A 20,327-nucleotide genomic window follows, 5' to 3' on the forward strand; every position below is an offset into this window, starting at 1 on the left:
TCACGCACGCGCGTGACGATCAATATTTAACAATATTCCGACTGCGGCGAGTGAAACCATGAGCGCCGATCCGCCGTAAGAAATAAACGGCAGCGGTACGCCGGTCATGGGCATGAGTCCAATCATCGAACCGATATTAATAAGCGCCTGAACCGCGAACCACGCCGAAATTCCGGTGGCCAAGAATCGGCCAAAAACGTCATCTGAACTCGCGGCAATCCGGAATCCCTTGATGAGGAGCGCCACAAAAGCCACGACCACCAAGAGTGAAAATATTAAACCCAGTTCTTCAGCCATCACTGCAAATATTGAATCACCCGCCACCTCGGGAAGGTATTGAAATTTTTGCCGCGAGTGTCCCAGGCCGAGTCCAAGAATTCCGCCAGAACCGATCGCAAGAAGCGCCTGATTAATATGATAACCGATTCCCTGCGGATCGAGCTCCGGATGTAAGAATGTCATAAAGCGCGCCGAACGATACGGAGCCATTTTTATGAGTATGAATAGAAGCGCCGCTCCGGCTCCGCCCAAAAGTCCGATATGGGCCCACGGCGCTCCGGCGGCAAAATAAACTATAAGAGATGACACAACAATGATTGTCATGGTCCCAAGGTCAGGCTGAAGAACCATCGCCAGCATTACCACACCAAGGCTTATCAAAAAAGGCACCAAACCCGAATTGATATCCTTTAATTTATTTTCTCCGCGCGCCTCAAGCCACGCGGCAAGATAAATTAAAAAAGTTAGTTTCAACAACTCGGAGGGTTGGAAAGAAAATCCCCCAATGCTCAGCCAGCTATGCGCGGTTCCATATTCCGCGCCAATGCCCGGAATAAAAACCGCGAGTAGAAGAATGAACGAAATAATAAACAATATCAACGCTTTTTTCTTCCAGAAAGTAAATGGTATTCTCGCGCAAATCAAGAGCATGGCTATTCCCGGCAAAAAGCCGTAAACAATTTGGTGCTTGAGATAATAATAGCTGTCGCCGAATTTCTGATAACCGAGCGGCCCCGAAGCCGACGAAAGCACAATCAACCCAAAAATCACAATCAATCCGACCAGCGCAAGGAAAGAATAGTCAATATTTTTTAAAAACTTCATCGTCATGATTTATCGTATTACTGTCTTGTCCATGAGATAAATGATTACTCCGACGAATGCCATTACTACAGATATAAGCCAGAAGCGCATTACCACCTTCTGCTCCGGCCAGCCGCGCGCCTCAAAGTGATGGTGAATCGGCGAAGATAAAAATACTTTTTTACCGTGGCGCAATTTCTTGGAAATCATCTGAATGATTACCGAAAGCGATTCCGCAACGAACACCAGCCCGATAACCGGAAGCAGTGCGACGCTGTCGGTCAGCATGGCGACGATACCGAGGGTTACGCCAAGCGACATCGCACCCGTATCCCCCATAAAGAACCTCGCCGGATTAATATTGAACCACAGAAACGCGAGCAGGGCACCGATAATCACGGCGCAAAATGCGGCGAGCTCGTATTTCCCCTGCGTGAACGCGATGATTGAATACGCCCCGAAACAGGTTAGCAGGGTTCCGGCCGCGAGTCCGTCCAGTCCGTCAGTTTCGTTGACCGAAAATGAAGTCGCCACGATTATAAACGCGAAAATTGGCATTATCCACCAACCGACCGAGAAATCGCCAAAGAACGGCACGTGTAGCACATCCCAGTTGAGTTTGAAATAAAACCACCATGCACCAATAAGCGCGATGAGCGTGTATATAGCAAGTCGATGACGCATGCGCAAGCCGCCGCCGTGCGGACCGATGCGCCTCACGTTGTAATAATCGTCAATCAGCCCGACAATTGCCGACGCCACAAGCGCACCGAGCGGCAAAAGCGTCTGATTCCGGCTTAAAAAATCAAGCGCGGCAAGCCAATGGTTGTCAACAAAAAGCGCGATATTCGCAAAAATCAGGGCAAGTACGAGCGTCGTCACCCAGACAAGAATTCCACCCATTGTCGGCGTGCCGGCCTTTTTCTCATGCAGTTTTGACATAATCGGAGCGGAACCGGCATCACGAATTCGCTTGCCCATCTTGTACTTATACAAAAAATGGGTTAACCCCGGAGTCCAGAGCATGGCCAGCGCAAATGATATCGCGGTAAGCGCAAAAATTCTTATCACCTGGAAAGAATCCATCATAATCAAATATTTAACAGAATAATTAGTACCAGCGCCACGGCAAGTCCGATGCTCAAGATAAAATTCGCAGCGGCGGCAAAATAACTAAGTACCTTTTCCTTTTTATAAAAAATCGCGGCTAGAACGCAATTTACGATAAAGAAAACCGTTCCCGCACCCGGAATCGCAAAAATCTTATACCAGGCTCCGATTAAATCAATGCCAAAATATATATTGTAGTGAAGTGGCAAAAATGCGCCCTCTCCGGAGAGTGGCGCGATTTTTACGGTTGCCAGAATCCAAAGCGCGAACAGCAAAACCGCGCTGAAAATAGTCACAATCCGGATAAACTGATCCCGCCAAAATATTAATATAATAAGCGATTTCATGTATTTTTTAGTTACCGGGACTTGACGCCCCCGCCGCATTCGTGTATAATATTCGCAAACTTAAATTATCATCCTATTACTTAAATATGGCACATAAAAAAGCGGGTGGTTCCACTCATTTGGGCCGCGATTCGCAGTCCAAACGCCTCGGAGTTAAACTTTACGACGGAGAGTGGGCTAACGCCGGATCAATTCTTGTCCGCCAGCGCGGCACTACCGTGCACCCCGGTAAAAATGTAAAGCGCACCGGTGATGATACCCTCATCGCCCTTCGCGCCGGAAAAGTGAAATTTTCCGCCCGGAAAAAAAGCCGATTCAACGGCGCGCTCAAACTCACAAGATTCATCAGCGTCATCCCAGAAAAAGCGTAAAATATCAGAAATTTCCGGTATGGCCACGGCCAACCGGAAATTTTTTTATTTCTTACGAATTGCCGCGGCGATAAATTCGCGGAAAAGCGGATGTGGCGTGAGCGGGCGCGATTTGAATTCCGGATGAAACTGGACGGCCACAAAAAACGGATGGTTTGGCACTTCGACAATCTCCACAAGGCGACGGTCTGGCGACCGGCCGGCGAGCATCATTCCCTTCTCGGTCAATATATCGCGGTAGGCATTATTAAATTCGTAGCGGTGGCGGTGCCTTTCGGAGATATTCTTTAAACCATATGCCTTGCGGCTCAATGAATCGGGATGAAGCACGCACGGATACGCGCCGAGCCGCATCGTGCCGCCGTAATCGCCTTTTTCAAGTTTGGTCTTCTGTTCATCCATGATGTGAATTACCGGATGTTCGGTCTTGGGATTTATTTCTGTCGTATTCGCGCCGGCAAGTCCCGCGACATTGCGGGCGTACTCAATAACCGCGCACTGCATGCCGTAGCAAAGCCCAAAGTAAGGAATCTTATTCTCGCGCGCGTATTTGATTGCCGCGATTTTCCCCTCCACGCCGCGCGAACCAAATCCCCCCGGAATGATAATGCCGTCAAGATCGGAAAGGGTTTTGAGTTTAGACGGGTCCTGCTCAAACTCTTCGGAATTCATCCAGACGATTTCCGGCTTGCGCGAATGATACCAGGCCGCATGCTTGATTGCTTCAAGAACCGAAATGTAAGCGTCGGTCAGGACAAAATTGCCGGTGCTGAAATATTTTCCAATCACCCCGACTCGCACCGGATTGTCCGCGGTCTTTATGATCTTCACTAGCTTTGTCCAATTTTTCGCCGGCTTCCTCCGCGCCTTAAGACCGAATTTTGAAAGAATGCGCCGCGCCAGGTTCTGCGACTCAAAAATCATGGGAACTTCGTAAACCGTATCCGCGTCCGGAGCGGAGATAATATCCTCTTTCTGGACATTGCAAAAAATTGATATTTTTCTCTTGCGCGGATCGTCAAGCGGCCGCGAACTGCGCGCGATGATAATATCCGGATTGATGCCCGCGGAATTAAGAGTGCGCGCCGCGTACTGTGTTGGTTTCGTTTTCATTTCCCCGATCTTATCCGGAATCGGCAAATAACTCACGAGCACAAAAAGCACATCCTTGGGATTGGCAAGGTGCATCATGCGGGCCGCTTCCAAGAAGAGTATGTTCTGGTATTCTCCGACGGTTCCGCCGATTTCAATCATCGTTATATCCGCACTGGCGCGCCTGGCGGCGCGTTTTATCCGTTTGATAATCTCCTCTGGCACATGCGGTACAACCTCAACGCACCGCCCGCCGTACTCAAGATTCCGTTCTTTCTCAATCACAGTCTTGTAAACGCGGCCGGTGGTCATATAGTTATCCTTGTAGATATTCGTATCTAAAAATCTTTCGTAAGTCCCGATGTCCTGGTCGGTTTCGTCGCCGTCTTCGGTTACGAAAACTTCTCCATGTTCAACCGGATTCATTGTACCAGCATCAACATTTATATACGGATCGATTTTGATTGCCGTAACATTGAATCCCTTGTCCAGGAGAATTTTGCCGATCGAAGCCGAGGCGGTCCCCTTTCCCACGCCCGACATTACGCCGCCGACCACAAAGATAAATTTTGACATATTCAATCTTTGATAATTTTTAATTTTATAATTTCTTTTATGCCGTGGCCGAAATCAACCGTGGCCGTATAATCGCCGGTTTCTTTAATCGGCGCGTCGGTTTCAACCTGCGCCTCTCCAATTTCTGCGCCCGCCTGCCTCAGCGCCTCTTCAATGTCCTTGGGTTTCACGGCCGCATAAAGCTTACTGCTATCGCCAGCGGTTTTTGCCCGGATAGAAATCGTCATACCCTTGATTTTGCGGCTTGCGGTGCCGGCGCGGTCGGACTCGGATTGTTCGTGCCGCTGAACATGCTTCTTTTTCGCTTCAAGAGATGCGAGCGCCGCCGTGGTCGCCTGTTCGGCCAGACCCTTCACGAAAAGAAAATTTCTGGCGTAACCGTCGGCCACGTTTTTCACATCACCGGCCTGAGCCACGCCGGGCACGTTCTTCAAAAAAATTACGTTCATATATTTTTCTGTTGATAAATTAGCTTCATCGCCCTCCGCATTATGGGTGTAAGATTTTTATATGTTTTTATTCCGGCTAATTTTTCAATATCCACCCACTCGCACCCCTGTATTTCGTACTGCGGCGACGGTTCAGCGGTTTCGTCCAGGGACTGAATCAGAAAAAGATGCAAAGTTTTATGTATTTTTTCGCCGTCCTGCGTGAACCAGAATTTTGTCGTGCCTATTTTTTTAATTAATTTCAATTTTTCAAGATTTACCTCTTCCGCGGTTTCACGCAGAGCCGCCTGCTCCACGGTCTCACCCCGCTCCACATGCCCTTTAGGAAAGGCGTAATTCCCGTACGAATCACTTATCAATAAAACCTGGATCTTCCCGTCTTTATTCCGGAAAACAATCCCGCCGGCTGACACTTCGTTCCTCATATTATTTTACGAGAACCTCTTTAATGATTTCCATGGCCTTATCCATCTGCGGATCCTCATCATTGTTGTAATTCTCATCCGTGAGTTCAACCTCATGGTCCGGGACAATGCCCTGCTCGTCGAATGATTCATGGTTTGGCGTCAACCACTCAGCAACAGTTATTTTTACTGCCGATCCGTCCTTCAGATTTTCCATCTCTTGAACCGAACCCTTGCCGAAACTCTGTTTTCCGACAAGCGTTGCCTTGCCATAATCCTTGAGCGCGCCGGCCAAAATTTCCGAACCCGAGGCGGTTCCTTGATTCATTAAAATCACGGTCGGAATATCCGCGAGTGCTCCCTGATTATTTCCATAGAACGGAGTTTCCACGCCCTTGCTGTCGCGTTCAATCGTAATAATTTGCGTTCCAATCCAATGGCTTGCCACATCAACCGCACTCTCGAGGTAACCACCCGAATTCCCGCGTAAATCAAGGATAACGCCTTTTGCACCGGCTCCGGTTACATCGCCAACCGCCCGGTTGAAAAGATCAACCGTATCTTCGGCAAAACTCATAAGCTCAATGTATGCGATGCCATCAGGAAGCATTTTCCACCGCACGCTCACCATATCAATTGCGCCGCGGGTAATCCGCGTTTCAAACGGTTCTTCTGCGCCCTCTCGCCAGATCAAAAGAACCACATCGGTTCCAGCCGGCCCGCGAATTAAACTCACTGCTTTTTCCACCGACATGCCGGTTGTATCCAGGGCGTCAATCGCCAAAATATTGTCGCCAATTTTGAGACCGGCGCGCTCCGCCGGGCTGTCGGGTAACGGCGATATGACTGTCAGCTGGTCGTGCCTTATGCCAATCTCGGCTCCGATTCCCTCAAACTTGCCCTCCAGGTCTTTTGTGAAATTTTCCGCATTTTCCGGAGTAAAAAATACGGTATACGGATTATCGAGTGCTGCCACCATTCCTTCAAGGGCGCCATAAAAAAGCCGGGTCTCGGAGACCGGCTGTTTATAATATTTATCTTTCACCATATTCCAGACCTGCCAGAACATACGGAAATCCGCATTTTTTTCCAAATAAACCGGCTGTTCAACTTCCTTATTTATCACGTCACCGCTCCTCGATCCACCGGAAAAATGAGAGCCCAAAACAATTCCGCCGCTAAAAACAATGATCAGGGCTAATCCCGAAATAATTAACCTGATTTTTTTATTATCGGGTAACATACACTCCAATATTCTAGCAGTTTCTTTAATAAAAGTCAAAATATCCGCTAAACTAATCGGATGCTCTTTTCAAGCCAATTCTTGGCTCAACCCAGCTAAAATAAAATCTACGACTGAAATCAAAAAGCCACCGTATCCCGCTCGCATCGGTGGCATTTTTTATTTTTGAATCTATTCCCTTCGGATATCGGCGCCCAAACCGCGCAGCCGCTCGTCAATTGTCTCATAACCGCGATCAACTACTTCGGCCTCGTCGATAACTGTCTCGCCCTCGGCAATTAGTCCGGCAATAATAAGCGTCGCGCCGGCGCGTAAATCATAGCTTCGGATTTCGCGGCCATAGAGCGGCGTCGGCCCGGTGACGAGCACACGGTGCGGATCGCAGATCGTGGCGTTCGCGCCCATTTTTATAAGTTCATTGATATATCCCATGCGCCCTTCGTACAGCGGGTCATGAATCAATGTAGTGCCCGGGCACCGGGTTGCGAGTACTCCGAACGGCGCCTCGAGATCGGTCGGAAATCCGGGATATGGCAGACTCTGCAGTTTAAATGCCCGAAAATTTGTCGACGGCCTCACTTCAAGTACGTCCCCCTTAATCTCCGCCAAAACTCCCGCCTCTTTCAGCTTCAACATCACGATATCCAAATGCTCGGGAACAACCGGATGAATATTGATCTCTCCGGCCGTTACCGCGGCGGCAACCGCCCAAGTGCAAATTTCAATCTGATCCGGAATCAGCGCGTGCCGCGCTCCGCCAAGCTTCTTAACTCCTTCAATGACAAGGGTATGCGTTCCCCGTCCGGAAATTTTCGCGCCCATGGCGCAGAGAAAATCGATCAAATCCTGGACATGTGGCTCGGCCGCCGCAAGCTTTATCACGGTTTTTCCGTCGGCGAGCGACGCGGCCATTAGCGCATTCTCGGTCGCAGTAACTGAAAATTCGGGTAAAACAATTTCCGCACCGTGCAAGCCGCTGGCCCGAATCGTGAACTCGTCCCCGGCTGGTTCAACGCTCGCACCCAGCGCCGAGAGCGCATAAAAATGCGTATCCAACGGACGCTTGCCCAAAATACAGCCGCCCGGTTCAGAGATCGTTACTTCATTAAAACGCGCAAGCAGCGGTCCGAGTAATAGCACCGACGACCGCATACTTTTTACTTTTTTCTGATCAATCTTGCCGATACACGCATCTTTCCCGCAAATCGTAAGCTGGCGCCCGCTGGTCCACTCAGCGCGCGCACCCAGACTCTTCAAAATCTCAACCATCTTTATCACATCCGTAATCTGTGGTACATTGTCTATAATGCATTCTTCGCTCGTAAGAAGCGTTGCTGCAAGTATTGGCGTCGCGGCATTTTTCATGCCATGCACCTCAATATCGCCGCGCAATCGCTCCCCCCCGCGAATTACAAATTTACTCATATTACATATACTTTATCTCAAATACCCAATTTTCGCAAGACTATGAAGATATCCGCCAGATTATCAATTAAGATCATATTCGTACTTATTTTTTTGACTGTCGCCCCGCTGATTATCGCCTACACCATGGGCTATCGTTATAATTTCACCTCCGGTCAGATGCAGCATACCGGCGTACTCGTAATAAATTCTAACCCGACGGATGCGGAAATATTTATCAACGGCCAGCCCGAAAAACAGCGGACCCCGGCAATAATAAAAAAAATAAACCCCAACGAGTATACCGTTGAAATCAAAAAAACGAATTTTATTCCGTGGTCAAAAAAACTTACCGTAAACAGCGGCGAATCAACATTTGCCGACATGGTGACGCTTTTTATGGATAGCGATCCGAGCCTGCTCATTGAAAGAAAAATTGCTAGTTCGTCGTTCTCGCCGGATCGTTCGAGCCTCATTTATGTAATTAAGGAATCGAGCTGGGCGGAAATCTGGATTTTTACGACAAAGCGGCGGGAATTCAGTCTGATTGAACGCCGCAATCTCGACGACTTCAATGACGCGTCAATTGTATGGGCCCCGGGGTCGTCGAAAATATTTTTTGAAATACAGAAGCCTGGCGGCAAAGAACAACTAATCTACGATGTTAGTGACGGCAGCATCGTCAACCTTTTACAATATCTTGAAAAACCGGCGGAAAGATTCTTCTGGTCCAAAACAAGCGATGACGTTTTTTACGTCGTGAATGACACGAATTTATCGGCTATAAATCTGCCCACCGGCCAGATAACCCCGCTCTTCTCCGGCTCGACTGAGTATTTTGTCCGCGGCGACAAAATATTTTCGATTATCAAAAATAACGGGAAAATAATTCTAAGCGTATCCGATATTAATAACCCGCTCGCCGGCAGTACCATCCTCTACGAACTGCCGCACGGAAACTACACGTTTGAGGACTCCGGTTTTCCCTACCTCATGCTCAAAAGAGACAACCGCGAACTTTTACTTTTCGACACCTCGGCTCCGTTTACCGAACCAATTTTGCAGGAGGAAGCCAGCGGTTATTCCTGGTACACCTCCAACCAGGGAGAGAAAAAACTTCTGTATTTTAAAGACTTTGAAATCTGGATTTTTTACCCCAAGAGTAAATATAATGAGTTGATAACGCGTTTTGCCAGTCAGATTAAAAACGCCAGCTGGCACCGCAATGGCGAATATATTTTCTTTGATTTCGGAGATGGGATAAAAGTTATTGAGCTGGATTCCCGCGAAAAAAGAAATATATTTGATTTGGTTAACGAGGCAACCATTGCCGATTTTGCAGTTGATTACAATTCCGAAAATCTATATTTCATCGGAATCTGGCAAAATTCCCTGGGCCTACACTACCTGCCTTTAATATAAAAAAATCGCCCTGAGTTTAGCAAAGGACGATTTTTTTTATTTTCCTGCACCGTTTTCTTTCTCTCGGAGAAAATTACCCGCGTCCAGTAGTGAATCAAATGTTCCGGCATCGAACCACTTACCCTCCACTCGCCGCACATCCAATTCACCAAGATCCAGATACCGCCGGTGAAGGTCCACTATTTCAATTTCGCCGCGCGCCGACGGCTTTACTCCTTTGGCAAAATCGACTACTCGGTTATCGAAAATATACAAACCCGGAATCGCAAACCGGCTCTTGGGTACTTTTGGTTTTTCCTCGATGGAAATTACTTTATTATTCTCATCGAATTCAACCACGCCGAAACGTTCCGGATCCGGGACTTCAATAGCAAAGATTCTCCCACCCCTCTCAAATGTTCTGATATCCTCCGAAAAATCATGTTCAAAAATATTGTCGCCTAAAATCATGGCCACACTCTCATCGCCGATAAAATTCTCACCCACGATAAACGCGTCCGCCAAACCGCGCGGCGAATCCTGAATTTCGTAGCTGAATTTCACGTCCGGACCGAATTCCCGGCCCGAGCCGAGCAGATGAAGAAAATGTCCGGCGTACTCCGGCGCGATGATGAGCAAAATTTCCTTAATGCCGGCGTTCAAAAGAGTCGTAAGCGGATAATAAATCATGGGCTTGTTATAAACCGGCAATAATTGCTTTGATGTCATTTTCGTGAGCGGCCGCAACCTGGTCGCGTGTCCGCCCGCCAAGATTATTCCCTTCATAGCTTGTAGCTTTTAGCTTGTAGCTTGTGGGCGATAAAATAATTCCTACAAGCTACAAGCTAATTCCTAAAAGCTCGCCAGATATTCCCACAATGCCTCCTGCCATGTCCGCGCTTCCGGCAGTTTGGTATTCAGGAGCACGGAAAACGCCGGACGCGCCGCCGGCCGGGGAAACTTTCCGGCGGGCACGGGATTTAATTTTATATCAATCCCTTTTGTTTTAAAAATCGCTTCCGCGAAACCATACCAGGTGCAACTGCCGCGGTTCGCGCCGTGATAAATGCCAAACCCTTTTTTTCCGTCAATGATTTCCCGGGTTCGCTTTGCCAAATCCGGCGCATAGGTCGGCGATGACACTTCTTCGTCAATCAAATCCAGTTCACTCTTAGTTTGCGCGAGTTCAAGCATTTTGTCAACAAAACTTTTTTTGGCGCCTTCGCCCGCCGCCGCCCTGCCAAAAAGCCGCGAAAGGCGGATAAGATAAAATTTGGTGCAATATTTCGCGAGCTCCAGCTCGCCCAGATATTTGCTCGTCGCGTAGACCGACTGCGGATCCGGCCGATCGTCTTCGCCATACCCCTCTTTATTGTCGCCGCGGAAAACATAATCCGTGGAGTAATGAACCATGATCGCGCCCAGTGCCTCGGCCGCTTCAGCTAAATAACACGGCGCCCGTCCGTTGATTAAATCCGCGATTTCCTTATTCTTTTCCGCTCCGTCCACGTCATTATAAGCCGCGGCATTAATAATTACATCCGGTTTGGCGCCGCGTATCTTTGCCTGAATTTCATCTTTATTTGCAATATCGCAATCCTCCCGGTCCCAGGCGATTACTTCATGATCGCCAAAAATCTGAACCAATTCCTGCCCAAGCATGCCCTTGGCGCCGATAATTAATACTTTCATATAACGAAATTTTAATCGAATTTTGCTTAATTGTCAATAAAAAAAAAGACGGCGCGCTAGGTGCGTGCCGCCAGGGTCGCTCTCACGGGATGTGAGAGTAGCTTACGATCTCGTCGTCGCCGTCGGTCCCGTCATCCGGAGCAGTCCACGACTCGTGCGGCGAAAGAATATCATCGATATTTCCGATGCCCGGAAGCTCGAGATAATCGGGGAAGTGCATATCCAGCGCGCCCAGAGTCATTTCGGACCAGATCAGGTAGCGCTGCTCCATGCACCAGAAAGCGTTCAGCCACTTCCCTCGCGTCTGGCTGTCGAGCTCCATGAACCGCTTTCCGAGCAGTGCTGCCGCTTGCCGGCCGAGCTCGGTCGGCTCGATGTTGTGGCCAAGGAAGTCCGCGAATCTTCCGTACGCCATTTCGTCCATGCAGTCATCGGCGCGAACGGCGGTTCTTGTGAACGTGCTCTCGATGATGTCATTGAGGTCGCGGGCCATGGCATCGCGCCGGCTCACCATCGCGAGGTTTGTCTGTAAATCCGCGAACATCTTGAGATGCTCGAGCATGGTCCGCGCTCCGCCGGCCGCCTTGATCTCCTCGGCCGTACGGATAATTGGCCGCATGTGGTCCGCGAAATTCACCCCGTAGAAACTCTTGCCGTCAAAGTCCTCGTGATCGTGGCTGAGCGTCAGGAAATGCCGGGCCGGAAAGCACGGACCGCTGCAATCCAGCCGGTCGATCCAAATCGGAATCCAGACCGCGAGAATCGGCTTGCCGTTCTCGTAGAGATCCACGTATGGCTCGAGCACGCGCGGCCGGCCGTCCTGGCCCTTGACCTCGAACGGCTTGAGATAGTGGGTGTGCGCCGCTACGGCGTACTGGACCAGGATCTGCTCGGCGTCGTTGAGGTCAACGCGGTTGTCCGCGAAAACCTCGTGCAGCAGAATGGCGATGGCTTCGGCGTGCCGGATGACGCGCTTGCTCTCGCTGTAGCGCGGAACCACGGCGCATCCCGCGTCGTGCAATACGCCGGCGATGAAGCCGATGAAGATGTCCCGGGGATCAGCTGCGAGATCCTTGAGCATGACCAGGCCGTTCGCGTAATCGCGCACGATGTGGCCGATGCCGTGGCCCGGCTCAATCTGCCGTAGATCCAGTCCGGCGTCCGCGAGCGCCCACAGAATTGCCTTGACTACGTAGATGCCGCGCTCGAGCGCCAGGTCGCGGCTCTTTACCACCACGCTCCCAAAGAGAGCCGGAGAAAATTCCCGCCGCATTTCACGAATAATTTCCTCGGCCGCGATTTCATCATCCAAAAGCGCCCCTGTCCTGGAAAGATCCATCTTATCCTCCTTTACTGCCTCTTGGCAGTTAGAATAACCTACCACCCTAAATTCCCGCTGTCAAGATGTTGGATTAACAAAAATCAGCCGGATGGCTGAAATCAGAAAAACTCTCCCTTGCCGCCCTTGCGGTATCCTCTACCTTCTGTCTGAGTATTGTTCTTCGTAATACTTCTGATAATTTCCGCTCATCACATTGCGCCACCACGGCTCGTTCTCCAGATTCAAATCTACCGTACTTTTACAAAAATCCGACTTCTGTGGCGCAACCTCTTACCCTCGCTTGTAATACGGACTCTCTTTTTTAAATTCTTCGTAATCCTCAATATAATCGCTCCTGGATGGATTGTAATTAGTTGAACTTATTGCCAACAAAATCGCGTCCGACGAAAAATCTTTAAAATGATGCCAAACATAATCGGGAACATAAAGACCGCTTGTCGGCGAAGTTAGGCGAATTTCTTCCAAACCCTGGCCCTTGTCAATGACCGCTGTGGCCGTGCCCTGCACCAAAATAAAAAATTCTTCTTCAACTTTGTGACAGTGCGCGCCGGTTGGAGATTGGGGCTTGGTGATAAAATAAACCCGTTTTACGTCAAAATCAATATAATCCTTGAGTTCCACCGGACTCATGACGAACTTTGGCGTATCAACTTTTTTTAATGTAAAAATTTTAAATTCCTTTAGCATATCTCTTATTCAAAAAACGTACCACACGAATAGGCTTCTAGCTTGGTTTGATGTGCGAATTCAATTCTGTCTGTCGTTTTCTCAATTTTTCCACCCACTCCATATTTTGCCGATACCACTCTACTGTCAGGCTCAGACCTTGCTCAAATTTATCGACCGTGTACTCTGGTTTCCATTTCAGTTCACGCTGAATTTTTGTCGCGTCGACCGCGTAACGCCGATCATGGCCGGGCCGATCTTGAACGGTTACGGTTAAATCTTCCGGCTTATTCAACATCCGCAAAATCATTTTTACCACATCGACATTGTGCCGTTCATTATCTGCGCCGATATTATAAACTTCTCCCGGCACGCCTTCATGAAGCATCCAATCAATAGCTCTACAGTGGTCCATGACAAAAATCCAATCACGAACATAGAGTCCATCGCCGTATATCGGCACCGGCTCATTATTCATGGCTTTAAAAATAGCAAATGGAATCAATTTTTCCGGAAATTGATAGGGACCGTAATTATTTGAACAATGACTAACAATTACCGGCACTTTAAAAGTTTTAAAATAAGCTCGGCACATTAAATCACCACCGGCCTTGGCCGCAGCATATGGAACATTTGGTGTAAAGGCCGTGTCCTCAAAAAATTTTTTTCCATCACCTAAGTCAAGAGTTCCATAAACTTCGTCAGTGGAAATATTGACCATTTTTTGCAAATTGTGCCGGCGGGCCGCATCAAGTAAAGTTTGCACACCTATAACATTTGTCATGACGAAATCACGCGAGCCAATGTGAATTGAGCGATCAACGTGCGTCTCGGCAGCGAAATTTATCAGGGTATCAATACCGTGCTCGGAAATTACTTTATCAACACATTCAACATCGCAAATGTCGCCTTGGACAAAGGTGTAATTCGAATTACTTTCGACATCACGCAGATTATCAAGATTGCCTGCATAAGTGAGCTTATCGTAATTGACCACTTTGTAGTCGGGATAATTTTCGAGGATGTGCCGAACAAAGTTCGAACCAATAAAACCGGCACCTCCAGCCACGAGAATTTTCATATTGTCCAATTATATAATAAAACCCTGAATTTGTAAATAAAGAGGGCGACCCAAGGGAGCCGCCCGGAGATAGGGCTACTTCGCGACAAAAACCGCGGACTCGCTGAAGATGCGCGAGAACATAACCGTAGAAAAATGCCCGTCTTCCGTCACCCGTTCAATCTGGGCAAAACGGCTGTCTTTGGCCACCATGAGATCATAATGACACACCGGACAGAACAATTTTGCCGCCTCCTGCGACTTCAAAAAACCCGCCGACATGACGACCCGGTAATCGGTTTCCTGCGGAATCAGGAGAATAAGTTCTTCCCGTTTGTTTGTATTCTGGGCGATCAGAATAATCTTGGTGCCCGGATTTAGGACCACTTCACAGCCCGGACAGCAATACTTGTTTTTCGGCATCTGCTCCTCCTCAACGCCTTGATTAATTTCTGATTTTGATGCAGGCATAATATGCCCAAAAACAATCCTCGTCAAGCCAGCGGCCATAAAAAAAACGCGACACTTTTGATGTCGCGCCAAGAATCCAATGACCAAAGGTCCGAGAACCAAGGCACTACCCGAGGAGAAGGAGACCGGACGAGCAGAGGCCGTCCACACCATCCAGGTTCACCCTGGAGTCGAAGTTGAGGTCGTCGTCAGAGGCCTCGAAGTAGAGCGAGGAATCGACGAACTGCCACGACAGAGCGGCCATGTTCAAGCCAGGCGTCGTGTAATCCCGAGCTAACACATCCGGGTACAGGGCCATAATAACCGCAGTGTCGATGCCGCCGCCGAGGTGAAGCGAGCCGGGAAGAGTCGCCATCTGCTCACGATCGGCATGGATGCTGAAACTCTGGAGCGGGTTGGGGAAGAAGAGCGCGACCCGGGGGCCAACCCTGAGCTCGGCAACGAGCCGCTCGTGGCTTGAGTGGACAATCTCCACCTTGCTGACAAGCTCGCCCTGACGATGATGCACGAACTCGCGGTCCGAGAACTCGCTCACGTAGGCCTTAGCCACGGCCGAAAGGAACCGCTTCTCCAGGAGCTCGCCGTAGTCAAAACTCTCGGGAAGCTGGGGCAGGATGACGGGAAGGTGAACTCCCTTCAAGAGATTGACGAGCGATTCGTCGGCCTTGAGCTTGGCCATGAGCGCCTCGCTCCGCGCATAGAACTCATCGGCGATCATGCCCGGGTCGCCGAAGAGCTCGAAGTAGCGACGGTGACGCTCGGCGTAGTCCAGCTTCGGCTGGATAAGATGGAATTTGCGGTTCGGGTTGCAAACCGCGGCGCTCATGTCGCGCGGTGGAATGCGCCGACCGTTCTTATCGAAGAGCTTCAGCGCCGCTTTCGCGAGCTCGGCCGTGGCGCCGTCTTCGCTCACCTTGAGCTTGAGCTCGCCGCGCAGGAGCCGAAGGGCGTTCTTCTCGCCCAGGAGCTTGACCAGGGCGTTGAGTTGACCCGTAGTCCAGTCATGCGTCGTCCACTTGCTCTTCATGTCTTTCTCCTTCCAGGCTAACTTGCCCGAAATTTTTGGGTGCCCCTCACCCGGGGCCCGGGTGCCTCTCAGATGAGAGAACAATTCATTTTTACTTTATCTACAAAAAAAGTCAAGGAATCTAAATCCCTGACTTTATATTTTTCCCCGATTTACTAATTCACTGATTCACCGGTTCACTGATTCACCGGTTCCCTGCTCTAAAACGCGGCTTTAATCTTTTCCGCCACGATTACCGCCTCGCCTTGGGGATAGGAATTTCCCGGCCAGAGCTTGATTCCATCGTCCGGATAACGCGGCACGATGTGCCAGTGGAGATGCGACACTACCTGACCGGCGGTCCGGCCGTTGTTTTGCATCAGATTAAACGCGTCCGTGCCCATGCCGCGGCAAACCGCCTGTCCGATCTTCTTTAAAACCTTTCCCATATCGCACAAAACATCTTCATCCGTATCCAGGATATTTTCAAAATGTTTTTTCGGAACAACCAGCGTATGTCCCGGATTCACGGGGTTGATATCCAGAAACGCCAAAAATTTTTCATCTTCATAAACTCTGACGCCCGGTATCTCACCGCTGATGATTTTGCAAAAAATACAATCTTGCATAATTTATTTATTATTCTTGAACAATGCATAGAACGTACCGCTCGCCAGCACGACGGCAAGCAGCCACGTCATATTAAAATGGTAGCTGACAAATCCCCGCTTGGCAAGCTCCAGGGCCGCGAGCAGCAAAAAAGTAATCAGGCTCGAATAAAATATGGTGCCCGAGAGCTTAGAGAGAAAAACATTTTCCTGATGAAATTCAATCATGCTAATCGCTAAAAATATTATTTTTCAATTTTTCAAAATACATCCTGGCGGTGCTTGCCCAATTCTCCCAGGTGATGGGCTCGCGCTCAAGAATCAAATCGATTCCCCCAATTGCCGGCGCGGCCTGCGTTCTTGCCACCCCGGGCGCGGAGATTGAAAATTTGATGGTTCCGCCCGGCGACGGCACGCGCGACAAATCAAAAGTCTGTTCCGCAAAATACCAGTCGCCATCGCGAACCGCATTTTTATAATTTGTCAGTACGAAATTGATGCCCTGCGCGTCCAAATCCGTATTGGCATCCAATTTGACGGGGAAAGGATTAAAAAATAAATCCCGGTTCCAGGCGAAAAGCCCGTTGCCGGTTATTTTGATGTCCCCCTGCGGCGAATATACTCTCTTAAGCCCGGCTGAATTCCCCAGCTCCTTATAGTACTCGCGGAAGCTCTCCGCCACCCGGAGCGTCTCATCTCCGGCGCCAAGCTCCTGCGTGCCGTCGGCATGCAGAGTCTGCGCCACGATATAGCTTGAATTTGTCCAAAGCTCGGCCGGGAGTTCGGGTTCCGCGTATCCGACTTCGTCGCCCAGAAACGCGGTATTCACGATCACGCATTTCTGCTGGGGCGTGATAATCTTGCGGATGAAAATATCGGACGGCGCCTTAAACTCAATTTTATAAACCCCTTCGCTAAGATTATCTTTTTTTAATTCCACGGTCCGCAGGGCCGAACCCTGCTGCGCCGGCCGCCAGAGCTCGCCGTCCGGTATGACGAGCGAATCCGCCAGCGCGCCGTCTTTGTAAAGATTAACCACCACCGGATCCGCTCCCTCGCCGCGGTTCATGTCCTGGATCAAAAATGAAAAATCAAGTTTCTCCCCGTTCCCGATATAAGTCAGGAACTGGTGATAGCCGCGGAGATATATTTCATACTCGCGCTCTGCGGCCCACGGCTCGTAATCCGGAATGCGGTAGCTTGTCGGCAGGCTGTAATTATAAACCGCGACCTCGTCCATGGACGGCGGATTGTCTAGAAACTCCTGAACTGATCTATATTTATCCTGGCGCTCATAAAGCCTCAGCCCGCCGGCTTCAAGGGTGATCCAGTTTATTTCCTCCAAAATCTTATTCCAGAGCGGCCGGAGGTCGTACTGCCACGCCGCCTCGGTAATCATGGGGCCGAATTCCAGAAACGGCTGGGTATCGGGCTTGAATTTTACGCCGACCGTCAGTTTATCAAACGCGGACGGCAGATGAACATGGAAATAAACCGGCTCGTCAAGAATCTGCTGGAAATTCACGCTGTCCTCGTTCATCACGCCGGTCACTCTTTGCGCCGGCACGAGAAAATCCGCGTACGGGCTCGCGTCGGAAAAATTAAAACTCCTCGCCAGCACGCCGCTCGGCACAAAATTAAGATTAAAAAGCCAGGCCACGAGCCCCAAGGGCGCGAGGATGATGATCGCCTGCAATATCCTAAGAATTGGTTTCATCGCTGAAAAGATAATCAAAAATATAAAGCGCCTCGTTATCAAAATATTCAAGTTCGCGCAGGCGCAATTTCAGCGGCAGGAGCACGCGCGCGTTGATGTCGGCGAGTTCATCTTCGGAGAATGCCACGCCGTAATAATACAACGGCACGGCAAAATACATTTTGGAAAAAATCTCGTAGCTGTCGCGGCCGCGAAAAGGATAAACGATTTTTCTTTCCGGAAAAAATATCTTGTCCGAACGGTCGGTGACGATCAGGGCGTCATCCGGAGTAATCTGCATCACCCGCTCCGCAACCGCCTCATAGCGCCAAAGATTTTTTCGCACGTAAACCAGGCCCTCGTCCTCGCCCCACATTGCCGTCGACGCGCCCAGAACGACAAACGCAATCACAATCGCCACGAACGCGGTTGTTTTAATAACGCGGCTTTTTATCCTTCCGATTGTCTCGCGCATGAACCAGACCGCGAGCGGAATGCCCAAAACAAAGCTCGGCAACCAATACCGGAGATACGAATTGCCGATTGTAGTTTTGAATGGATTAATATTATCCGAAAACTCCCAACTGCCATATACCGCGATAAGACAAGTGGTCACAAGTCCAAAAATAATAATATATTGCCAAAAACCGCGATATAATTTTCGTCTGAAGCCGCGCACCACTGCAAGCGCTATACCGGCAAGACAGAAAGCCGAATAAGCCCAGGTGAATAACAGCATATAATCCACAAAATTATTCAGAATATTCCGCGGCTCGAAACCGAACGGAAGAATCATGGATTTTAAAGCCGTAAATGCAACACCTTCCGAAGTTGTCTCCCTGACCGCCGCGTCAACGGCGCTTACGGACGCCTGAATGGCTGCAGCGTTATATCCGGTTCGCAACGCTCCGCCGTAAAGATAGTTATTAAGAATAAGCGTCGGACTGAATATCAAAAATGCAGCCGCGGCAAACGCCGCAACTCTGACCCATTTAATTTTTTTATAATTCATCACGATGAGCGCCGCACCGGCAAGCCATATCCAGGGCGCTTCGGCCGGCCGCACAAAGAGCGCGAGCCCCAGAAATAATCCCGCGCTAATCCAGTCAAGATTACCAATAATCAATCCGCCCGCGTCCAATCCCGCTCTGCGCCGGCGCTCGGCAAAAGGCAGAATAATTATAAAATAAACCGAAATAATCAAAAGGCTCAAAAAAAGCACGTTCGGCAACAATCCACGGCTCGTGTAATACCACCACGCCGGATGCACCAAGAGCAAAAGCCAGGCCAAGAGCCCATACCGTTCGCCTAGATATTTTTTTACCATCGCGAAAAATGCCCAACTCGCAATTACCGCAAAGAGCGGCGTCAGATAAACCGTCAGCGCCGGCGTAATCAGCTTTGCCGCGATTCCGTAAATAAAAATCATTCCCAGAAAACCCCCGGGAACCAAAAAATCATTAATCACCTGAATACTCCGAGGATGAACAATGCCGTCCAATAAAAAATTCGTTGGTTCAAATGTCCAGATGCGGCTCTGCTCGCTGAACAGATTTATAAAAAAATAATTCGCCGTTTCATCCGGTGAATTAAATCTCAATGGCGCGAAAAAATTAAGATATGAATACAATATAAAAAATGCCAATCCCCCCATCCCGAGGATTAGCACAATATGATGTGTTTTCATCCAATTCCACATATAAATATGCGGTAATTATAGATAAAATTGTTCTTTTTGTAAATAAGGTACTACATATGCAAATCCTTTTTATTATTTCTGTCGATTTCCCAATTTTTTGGGTTATTAATAATATATTCGGAAATGCCATGCAATGATTCTTCGCCCATGATAATACAATCGTAATATCGGGGCTGCCAGACGAAATTATTGCCAACGCACAATCGATGTATTTGTTTTGTCGTTGCCAATTTATAGGAACCGACTATAACCGGCAATGAACCCGATTTTAACGGTCCCGGTAGAGACGCGGCATGCCGCGTCTCTACGTTCGCATGCCGCGTCTCTACCGGACACGTATTTTGCGTCTCTGCGCCACCGTCAACGCCACGAAAAATTATTCCATGAACATGATTCGGCATAATTATGAATTCGCCTAATTCAACAAACGGAAAATGCCGCGGAATAGCCAGCCAACAATCTCGTGCAATCTTACCCAGATCATTTAAAACCATCCGGCCTTTCTTAATGTCCCCAAAACAAATCTTTCGATCCTTTGTGCATATCGTAACAAAATAATACCCGGCGGATGAATAATCCCAGCCGGGCAATCTTGCAGACGGTATTC

The 20,327-nt window shown here is 49.2% G+C and carries 22 protein-coding genes; 2 read left to right on the top strand and 20 right to left on the bottom strand.

Going from position 1 to position 20,327, the window contains the following annotated elements; translation table 11 throughout:
- From ftsW to PHW53_04285, 3 genes are read right to left on the bottom strand one after another with little or no spacing between them, the layout of a single operon-like run.
- Entirely contained in the window at positions 1-1,110 is a 1,110-nt protein-coding gene (gene ftsW / locus PHW53_04275) for a putative lipid II flippase FtsW (protein ID MDD4995647.1), read from the bottom strand.
- A 3-nt stretch (positions 1,111-1,113) separates the two neighbouring features.
- A complete protein-coding gene (mraY, locus tag PHW53_04280) occupies positions 1,114-2,172 on the bottom strand; it encodes a phospho-N-acetylmuramoyl-pentapeptide-transferase (protein MDD4995648.1) in 1,059 nt (352 codons plus the stop codon).
- Positions 2,173-2,174: 2 nt separating this feature from the next.
- A complete protein-coding gene (locus tag PHW53_04285) occupies positions 2,175-2,489 on the bottom strand; it encodes a hypothetical protein (GenBank protein ID MDD4995649.1) in 315 nt (104 codons plus the stop codon).
- A 137-nt stretch (positions 2,490-2,626) separates the two neighbouring features.
- On the opposite strand from PHW53_04285, the gene rpmA reads away from it, so the two are divergent.
- Entirely contained in the window at positions 2,627-2,911 is a 285-nt protein-coding gene (rpmA, locus tag PHW53_04290) for a 50S ribosomal protein L27 (GenBank protein MDD4995650.1), read from the top strand.
- A 45-nt stretch (positions 2,912-2,956) separates the two neighbouring features.
- Here the strand turns inward: rpmA and PHW53_04295 are convergent, their stop codons facing one another.
- From PHW53_04295 to murA, 5 genes are all read right to left on the bottom strand, one after another.
- Positions 2,957-4,579: a CTP synthase gene (locus tag PHW53_04295; protein ID MDD4995651.1), complete on the bottom strand. Its 1,623-nt coding sequence runs from the start codon at positions 4,577-4,579 to the stop codon at positions 2,957-2,959.
- Positions 4,580-4,581: 2 nt separating this feature from the next.
- Positions 4,582-5,028 carry a 50S ribosomal protein L9 gene (rplI, locus tag PHW53_04300; GenBank protein ID MDD4995652.1) on the bottom strand — a complete coding sequence of 149 codons (447 nt, stop codon included), beginning with the start codon at positions 5,026-5,028 and terminating at the stop codon, positions 4,582-4,584.
- Positions 5,025-5,453 carry an NUDIX domain-containing protein gene (locus PHW53_04305; protein ID MDD4995653.1) on the bottom strand — a complete coding sequence of 143 codons (429 nt, stop codon included), beginning with the start codon at positions 5,451-5,453 and terminating at the stop codon, positions 5,025-5,027. Before PHW53_04305 ends, rplI begins: the two co-directional genes overlap by 4 nt.
- Before the next feature lies 1 nt (position 5,454).
- The gene (locus PHW53_04310; protein MDD4995654.1) at positions 5,455-6,675 is read right to left on the bottom strand and encodes a S41 family peptidase; all 1,221 of its coding nucleotides are present in this window, start codon (positions 6,673-6,675) and stop codon (positions 5,455-5,457) included.
- Between the two features lie 171 nt (positions 6,676-6,846).
- Positions 6,847-8,100, bottom strand: a complete 1,254-nt coding sequence (gene murA / locus PHW53_04315; GenBank protein MDD4995655.1) for a UDP-N-acetylglucosamine 1-carboxyvinyltransferase — start codon at positions 8,098-8,100, stop codon at positions 6,847-6,849.
- Between the two features lie 42 nt (positions 8,101-8,142).
- On the opposite strand from murA, the gene PHW53_04320 reads away from it, so the two are divergent.
- The gene (locus PHW53_04320; GenBank protein MDD4995656.1) at positions 8,143-9,501 is read left to right on the top strand and encodes a PEGA domain-containing protein; all 1,359 of its coding nucleotides are present in this window, start codon (positions 8,143-8,145) and stop codon (positions 9,499-9,501) included.
- A 36-nt stretch (positions 9,502-9,537) separates the two neighbouring features.
- On the opposite strand, the gene PHW53_04325 is transcribed toward PHW53_04320, so the two are convergent.
- The 12 genes from PHW53_04325 to PHW53_04380 form a co-directional block, all read right to left on the bottom strand.
- Positions 9,538-10,266, bottom strand: a complete 729-nt coding sequence (locus tag PHW53_04325; GenBank protein MDD4995657.1) for a sugar phosphate nucleotidyltransferase — start codon at positions 10,264-10,266, stop codon at positions 9,538-9,540.
- Positions 10,267-10,332: 66 nt separating this feature from the next.
- Positions 10,333-11,172: a dTDP-4-dehydrorhamnose reductase gene (gene rfbD, locus PHW53_04330; GenBank protein MDD4995658.1), complete on the bottom strand. Its 840-nt coding sequence runs from the start codon at positions 11,170-11,172 to the stop codon at positions 10,333-10,335.
- An 82-nt stretch (positions 11,173-11,254) separates the two neighbouring features.
- Positions 11,255-12,511: a hypothetical protein gene (locus PHW53_04335; protein MDD4995659.1), complete on the bottom strand. Its 1,257-nt coding sequence runs from the start codon at positions 12,509-12,511 to the stop codon at positions 11,255-11,257.
- A gap of 273 nt (positions 12,512-12,784) precedes the next feature.
- The gene (locus PHW53_04340; protein MDD4995660.1) at positions 12,785-13,201 is read right to left on the bottom strand and encodes an FdtA/QdtA family cupin domain-containing protein; all 417 of its coding nucleotides are present in this window, start codon (positions 13,199-13,201) and stop codon (positions 12,785-12,787) included.
- A 37-nt stretch (positions 13,202-13,238) separates the two neighbouring features.
- On the bottom strand, positions 13,239-14,261 hold the full coding sequence (gene rfbB / locus PHW53_04345) for a dTDP-glucose 4,6-dehydratase (GenBank protein MDD4995661.1): 1,023 nt from the start codon (positions 14,259-14,261) through the stop codon (positions 13,239-13,241).
- Between the two features lie 75 nt (positions 14,262-14,336).
- Positions 14,337-14,711 carry a hypothetical protein gene (locus PHW53_04350; GenBank protein ID MDD4995662.1) on the bottom strand — a complete coding sequence of 125 codons (375 nt, stop codon included), beginning with the start codon at positions 14,709-14,711 and terminating at the stop codon, positions 14,337-14,339.
- 106 nt (positions 14,712-14,817) lie between these two features.
- The gene (locus PHW53_04355; protein MDD4995663.1) at positions 14,818-15,738 is read right to left on the bottom strand and encodes a hypothetical protein; all 921 of its coding nucleotides are present in this window, start codon (positions 15,736-15,738) and stop codon (positions 14,818-14,820) included.
- A gap of 200 nt (positions 15,739-15,938) precedes the next feature.
- A complete protein-coding gene (locus PHW53_04360) occupies positions 15,939-16,346 on the bottom strand; it encodes an HIT family protein (protein MDD4995664.1) in 408 nt (135 codons plus the stop codon).
- A 3-nt stretch (positions 16,347-16,349) separates the two neighbouring features.
- Positions 16,350-16,553, bottom strand: coding sequence for a hypothetical protein (locus PHW53_04365; protein ID MDD4995665.1), 204 nt, complete (start codon positions 16,551-16,553; stop codon positions 16,350-16,352).
- A gap of 1 nt (position 16,554) precedes the next feature.
- On the bottom strand, positions 16,555-18,042 hold the full coding sequence (locus PHW53_04370; protein MDD4995666.1) for a hypothetical protein: 1,488 nt from the start codon (positions 18,040-18,042) through the stop codon (positions 16,555-16,557).
- Positions 18,026-19,708 carry a hypothetical protein gene (locus PHW53_04375; GenBank protein ID MDD4995667.1) on the bottom strand — a complete coding sequence of 561 codons (1,683 nt, stop codon included), beginning with the start codon at positions 19,706-19,708 and terminating at the stop codon, positions 18,026-18,028. The genes PHW53_04370 and PHW53_04375 overlap by 17 nt, the downstream gene beginning before the upstream one ends.
- Positions 19,709-19,770: 62 nt before the next feature.
- Positions 19,771-20,121: a hypothetical protein gene (locus PHW53_04380; GenBank protein MDD4995668.1), complete on the bottom strand. Its 351-nt coding sequence runs from the start codon at positions 20,119-20,121 to the stop codon at positions 19,771-19,773.
- Positions 20,122-20,327 lie beyond the last annotated feature (206 nt).

This window comes from Patescibacteria group bacterium, assembly GCA_028710985.1.
Taxonomy (GTDB): Bacteria; Patescibacteriota; Patescibacteriia; order JAHJFT01; family JAHJFT01; genus JAQTTB01.

What these genes read in the sequence shown, in the direction of transcription:
- ftsW (MDD4995647.1), bottom strand. Translation starts at nt 1,110, where the DNA reads ATGACGATGAAGTTTTTAAAAAATATTGACTATTCTTTCCTTGCGCTG.
- mraY (MDD4995648.1), bottom strand. Translation starts at nt 2,172, where the DNA reads ATGATGGATTCTTTCCAGGTGATAAGAATTTTTGCGCTTACCGCGATA.
- rpmA (MDD4995650.1), top strand. Translation starts at nt 2,627, where the DNA reads ATGGCACATAAAAAAGCGGGTGGTTCCACTCATTTGGGCCGCGATTCG.
- rfbD (MDD4995658.1), bottom strand. Translation starts at nt 11,172, where the DNA reads ATGAAAGTATTAATTATCGGCGCCAAGGGCATGCTTGGGCAGGAATTG.
- PHW53_04360 (MDD4995664.1), bottom strand. Translation starts at nt 16,346, where the DNA reads ATGCAAGATTGTATTTTTTGCAAAATCATCAGCGGTGAGATACCGGGC.
- murA (MDD4995655.1), bottom strand. Translation starts at nt 8,100, where the DNA reads ATGAGTAAATTTGTAATTCGCGGGGGGGAGCGATTGCGCGGCGATATT.
- rfbB (MDD4995661.1), bottom strand. Translation starts at nt 14,261, where the DNA reads ATGAAAATTCTCGTGGCTGGAGGTGCCGGTTTTATTGGTTCGAACTTT.
- PHW53_04305 (MDD4995653.1), bottom strand. Translation starts at nt 5,453, where the DNA reads ATGAGGAACGAAGTGTCAGCCGGCGGGATTGTTTTCCGGAATAAAGAC.
- PHW53_04325 (MDD4995657.1), bottom strand. Translation starts at nt 10,266, where the DNA reads ATGAAGGGAATAATCTTGGCGGGCGGACACGCGACCAGGTTGCGGCCG.
- PHW53_04340 (MDD4995660.1), bottom strand. Translation starts at nt 13,201, where the DNA reads ATGCTAAAGGAATTTAAAATTTTTACATTAAAAAAAGTTGATACGCCA.
- PHW53_04335 (MDD4995659.1), bottom strand. Translation starts at nt 12,511, where the DNA reads ATGGATCTTTCCAGGACAGGGGCGCTTTTGGATGATGAAATCGCGGCC.
- PHW53_04350 (MDD4995662.1), bottom strand. Translation starts at nt 14,711, where the DNA reads ATGCCTGCATCAAAATCAGAAATTAATCAAGGCGTTGAGGAGGAGCAG.
- PHW53_04380 (MDD4995668.1), bottom strand. Translation starts at nt 20,121, where the DNA reads ATGCCGAATCATGTTCATGGAATAATTTTTCGTGGCGTTGACGGTGGC.
- PHW53_04295 (MDD4995651.1), bottom strand. Translation starts at nt 4,579, where the DNA reads ATGTCAAAATTTATCTTTGTGGTCGGCGGCGTAATGTCGGGCGTGGGA.
- PHW53_04310 (MDD4995654.1), bottom strand. Translation starts at nt 6,675, where the DNA reads ATGTTACCCGATAATAAAAAAATCAGGTTAATTATTTCGGGATTAGCC.
- rplI (MDD4995652.1), bottom strand. Translation starts at nt 5,028, where the DNA reads ATGAACGTAATTTTTTTGAAGAACGTGCCCGGCGTGGCTCAGGCCGGT.
- PHW53_04375 (MDD4995667.1), bottom strand. Translation starts at nt 19,708, where the DNA reads ATGAAAACACATCATATTGTGCTAATCCTCGGGATGGGGGGATTGGCA.
- PHW53_04355 (MDD4995663.1), bottom strand. Translation starts at nt 15,738, where the DNA reads ATGAAGAGCAAGTGGACGACGCATGACTGGACTACGGGTCAACTCAAC.
- PHW53_04370 (MDD4995666.1), bottom strand. Translation starts at nt 18,042, where the DNA reads ATGAAACCAATTCTTAGGATATTGCAGGCGATCATCATCCTCGCGCCC.
- PHW53_04365 (MDD4995665.1), bottom strand. Translation starts at nt 16,553, where the DNA reads ATGATTGAATTTCATCAGGAAAATGTTTTTCTCTCTAAGCTCTCGGGC.
- PHW53_04320 (MDD4995656.1), top strand. Translation starts at nt 8,143, where the DNA reads ATGAAGATATCCGCCAGATTATCAATTAAGATCATATTCGTACTTATT.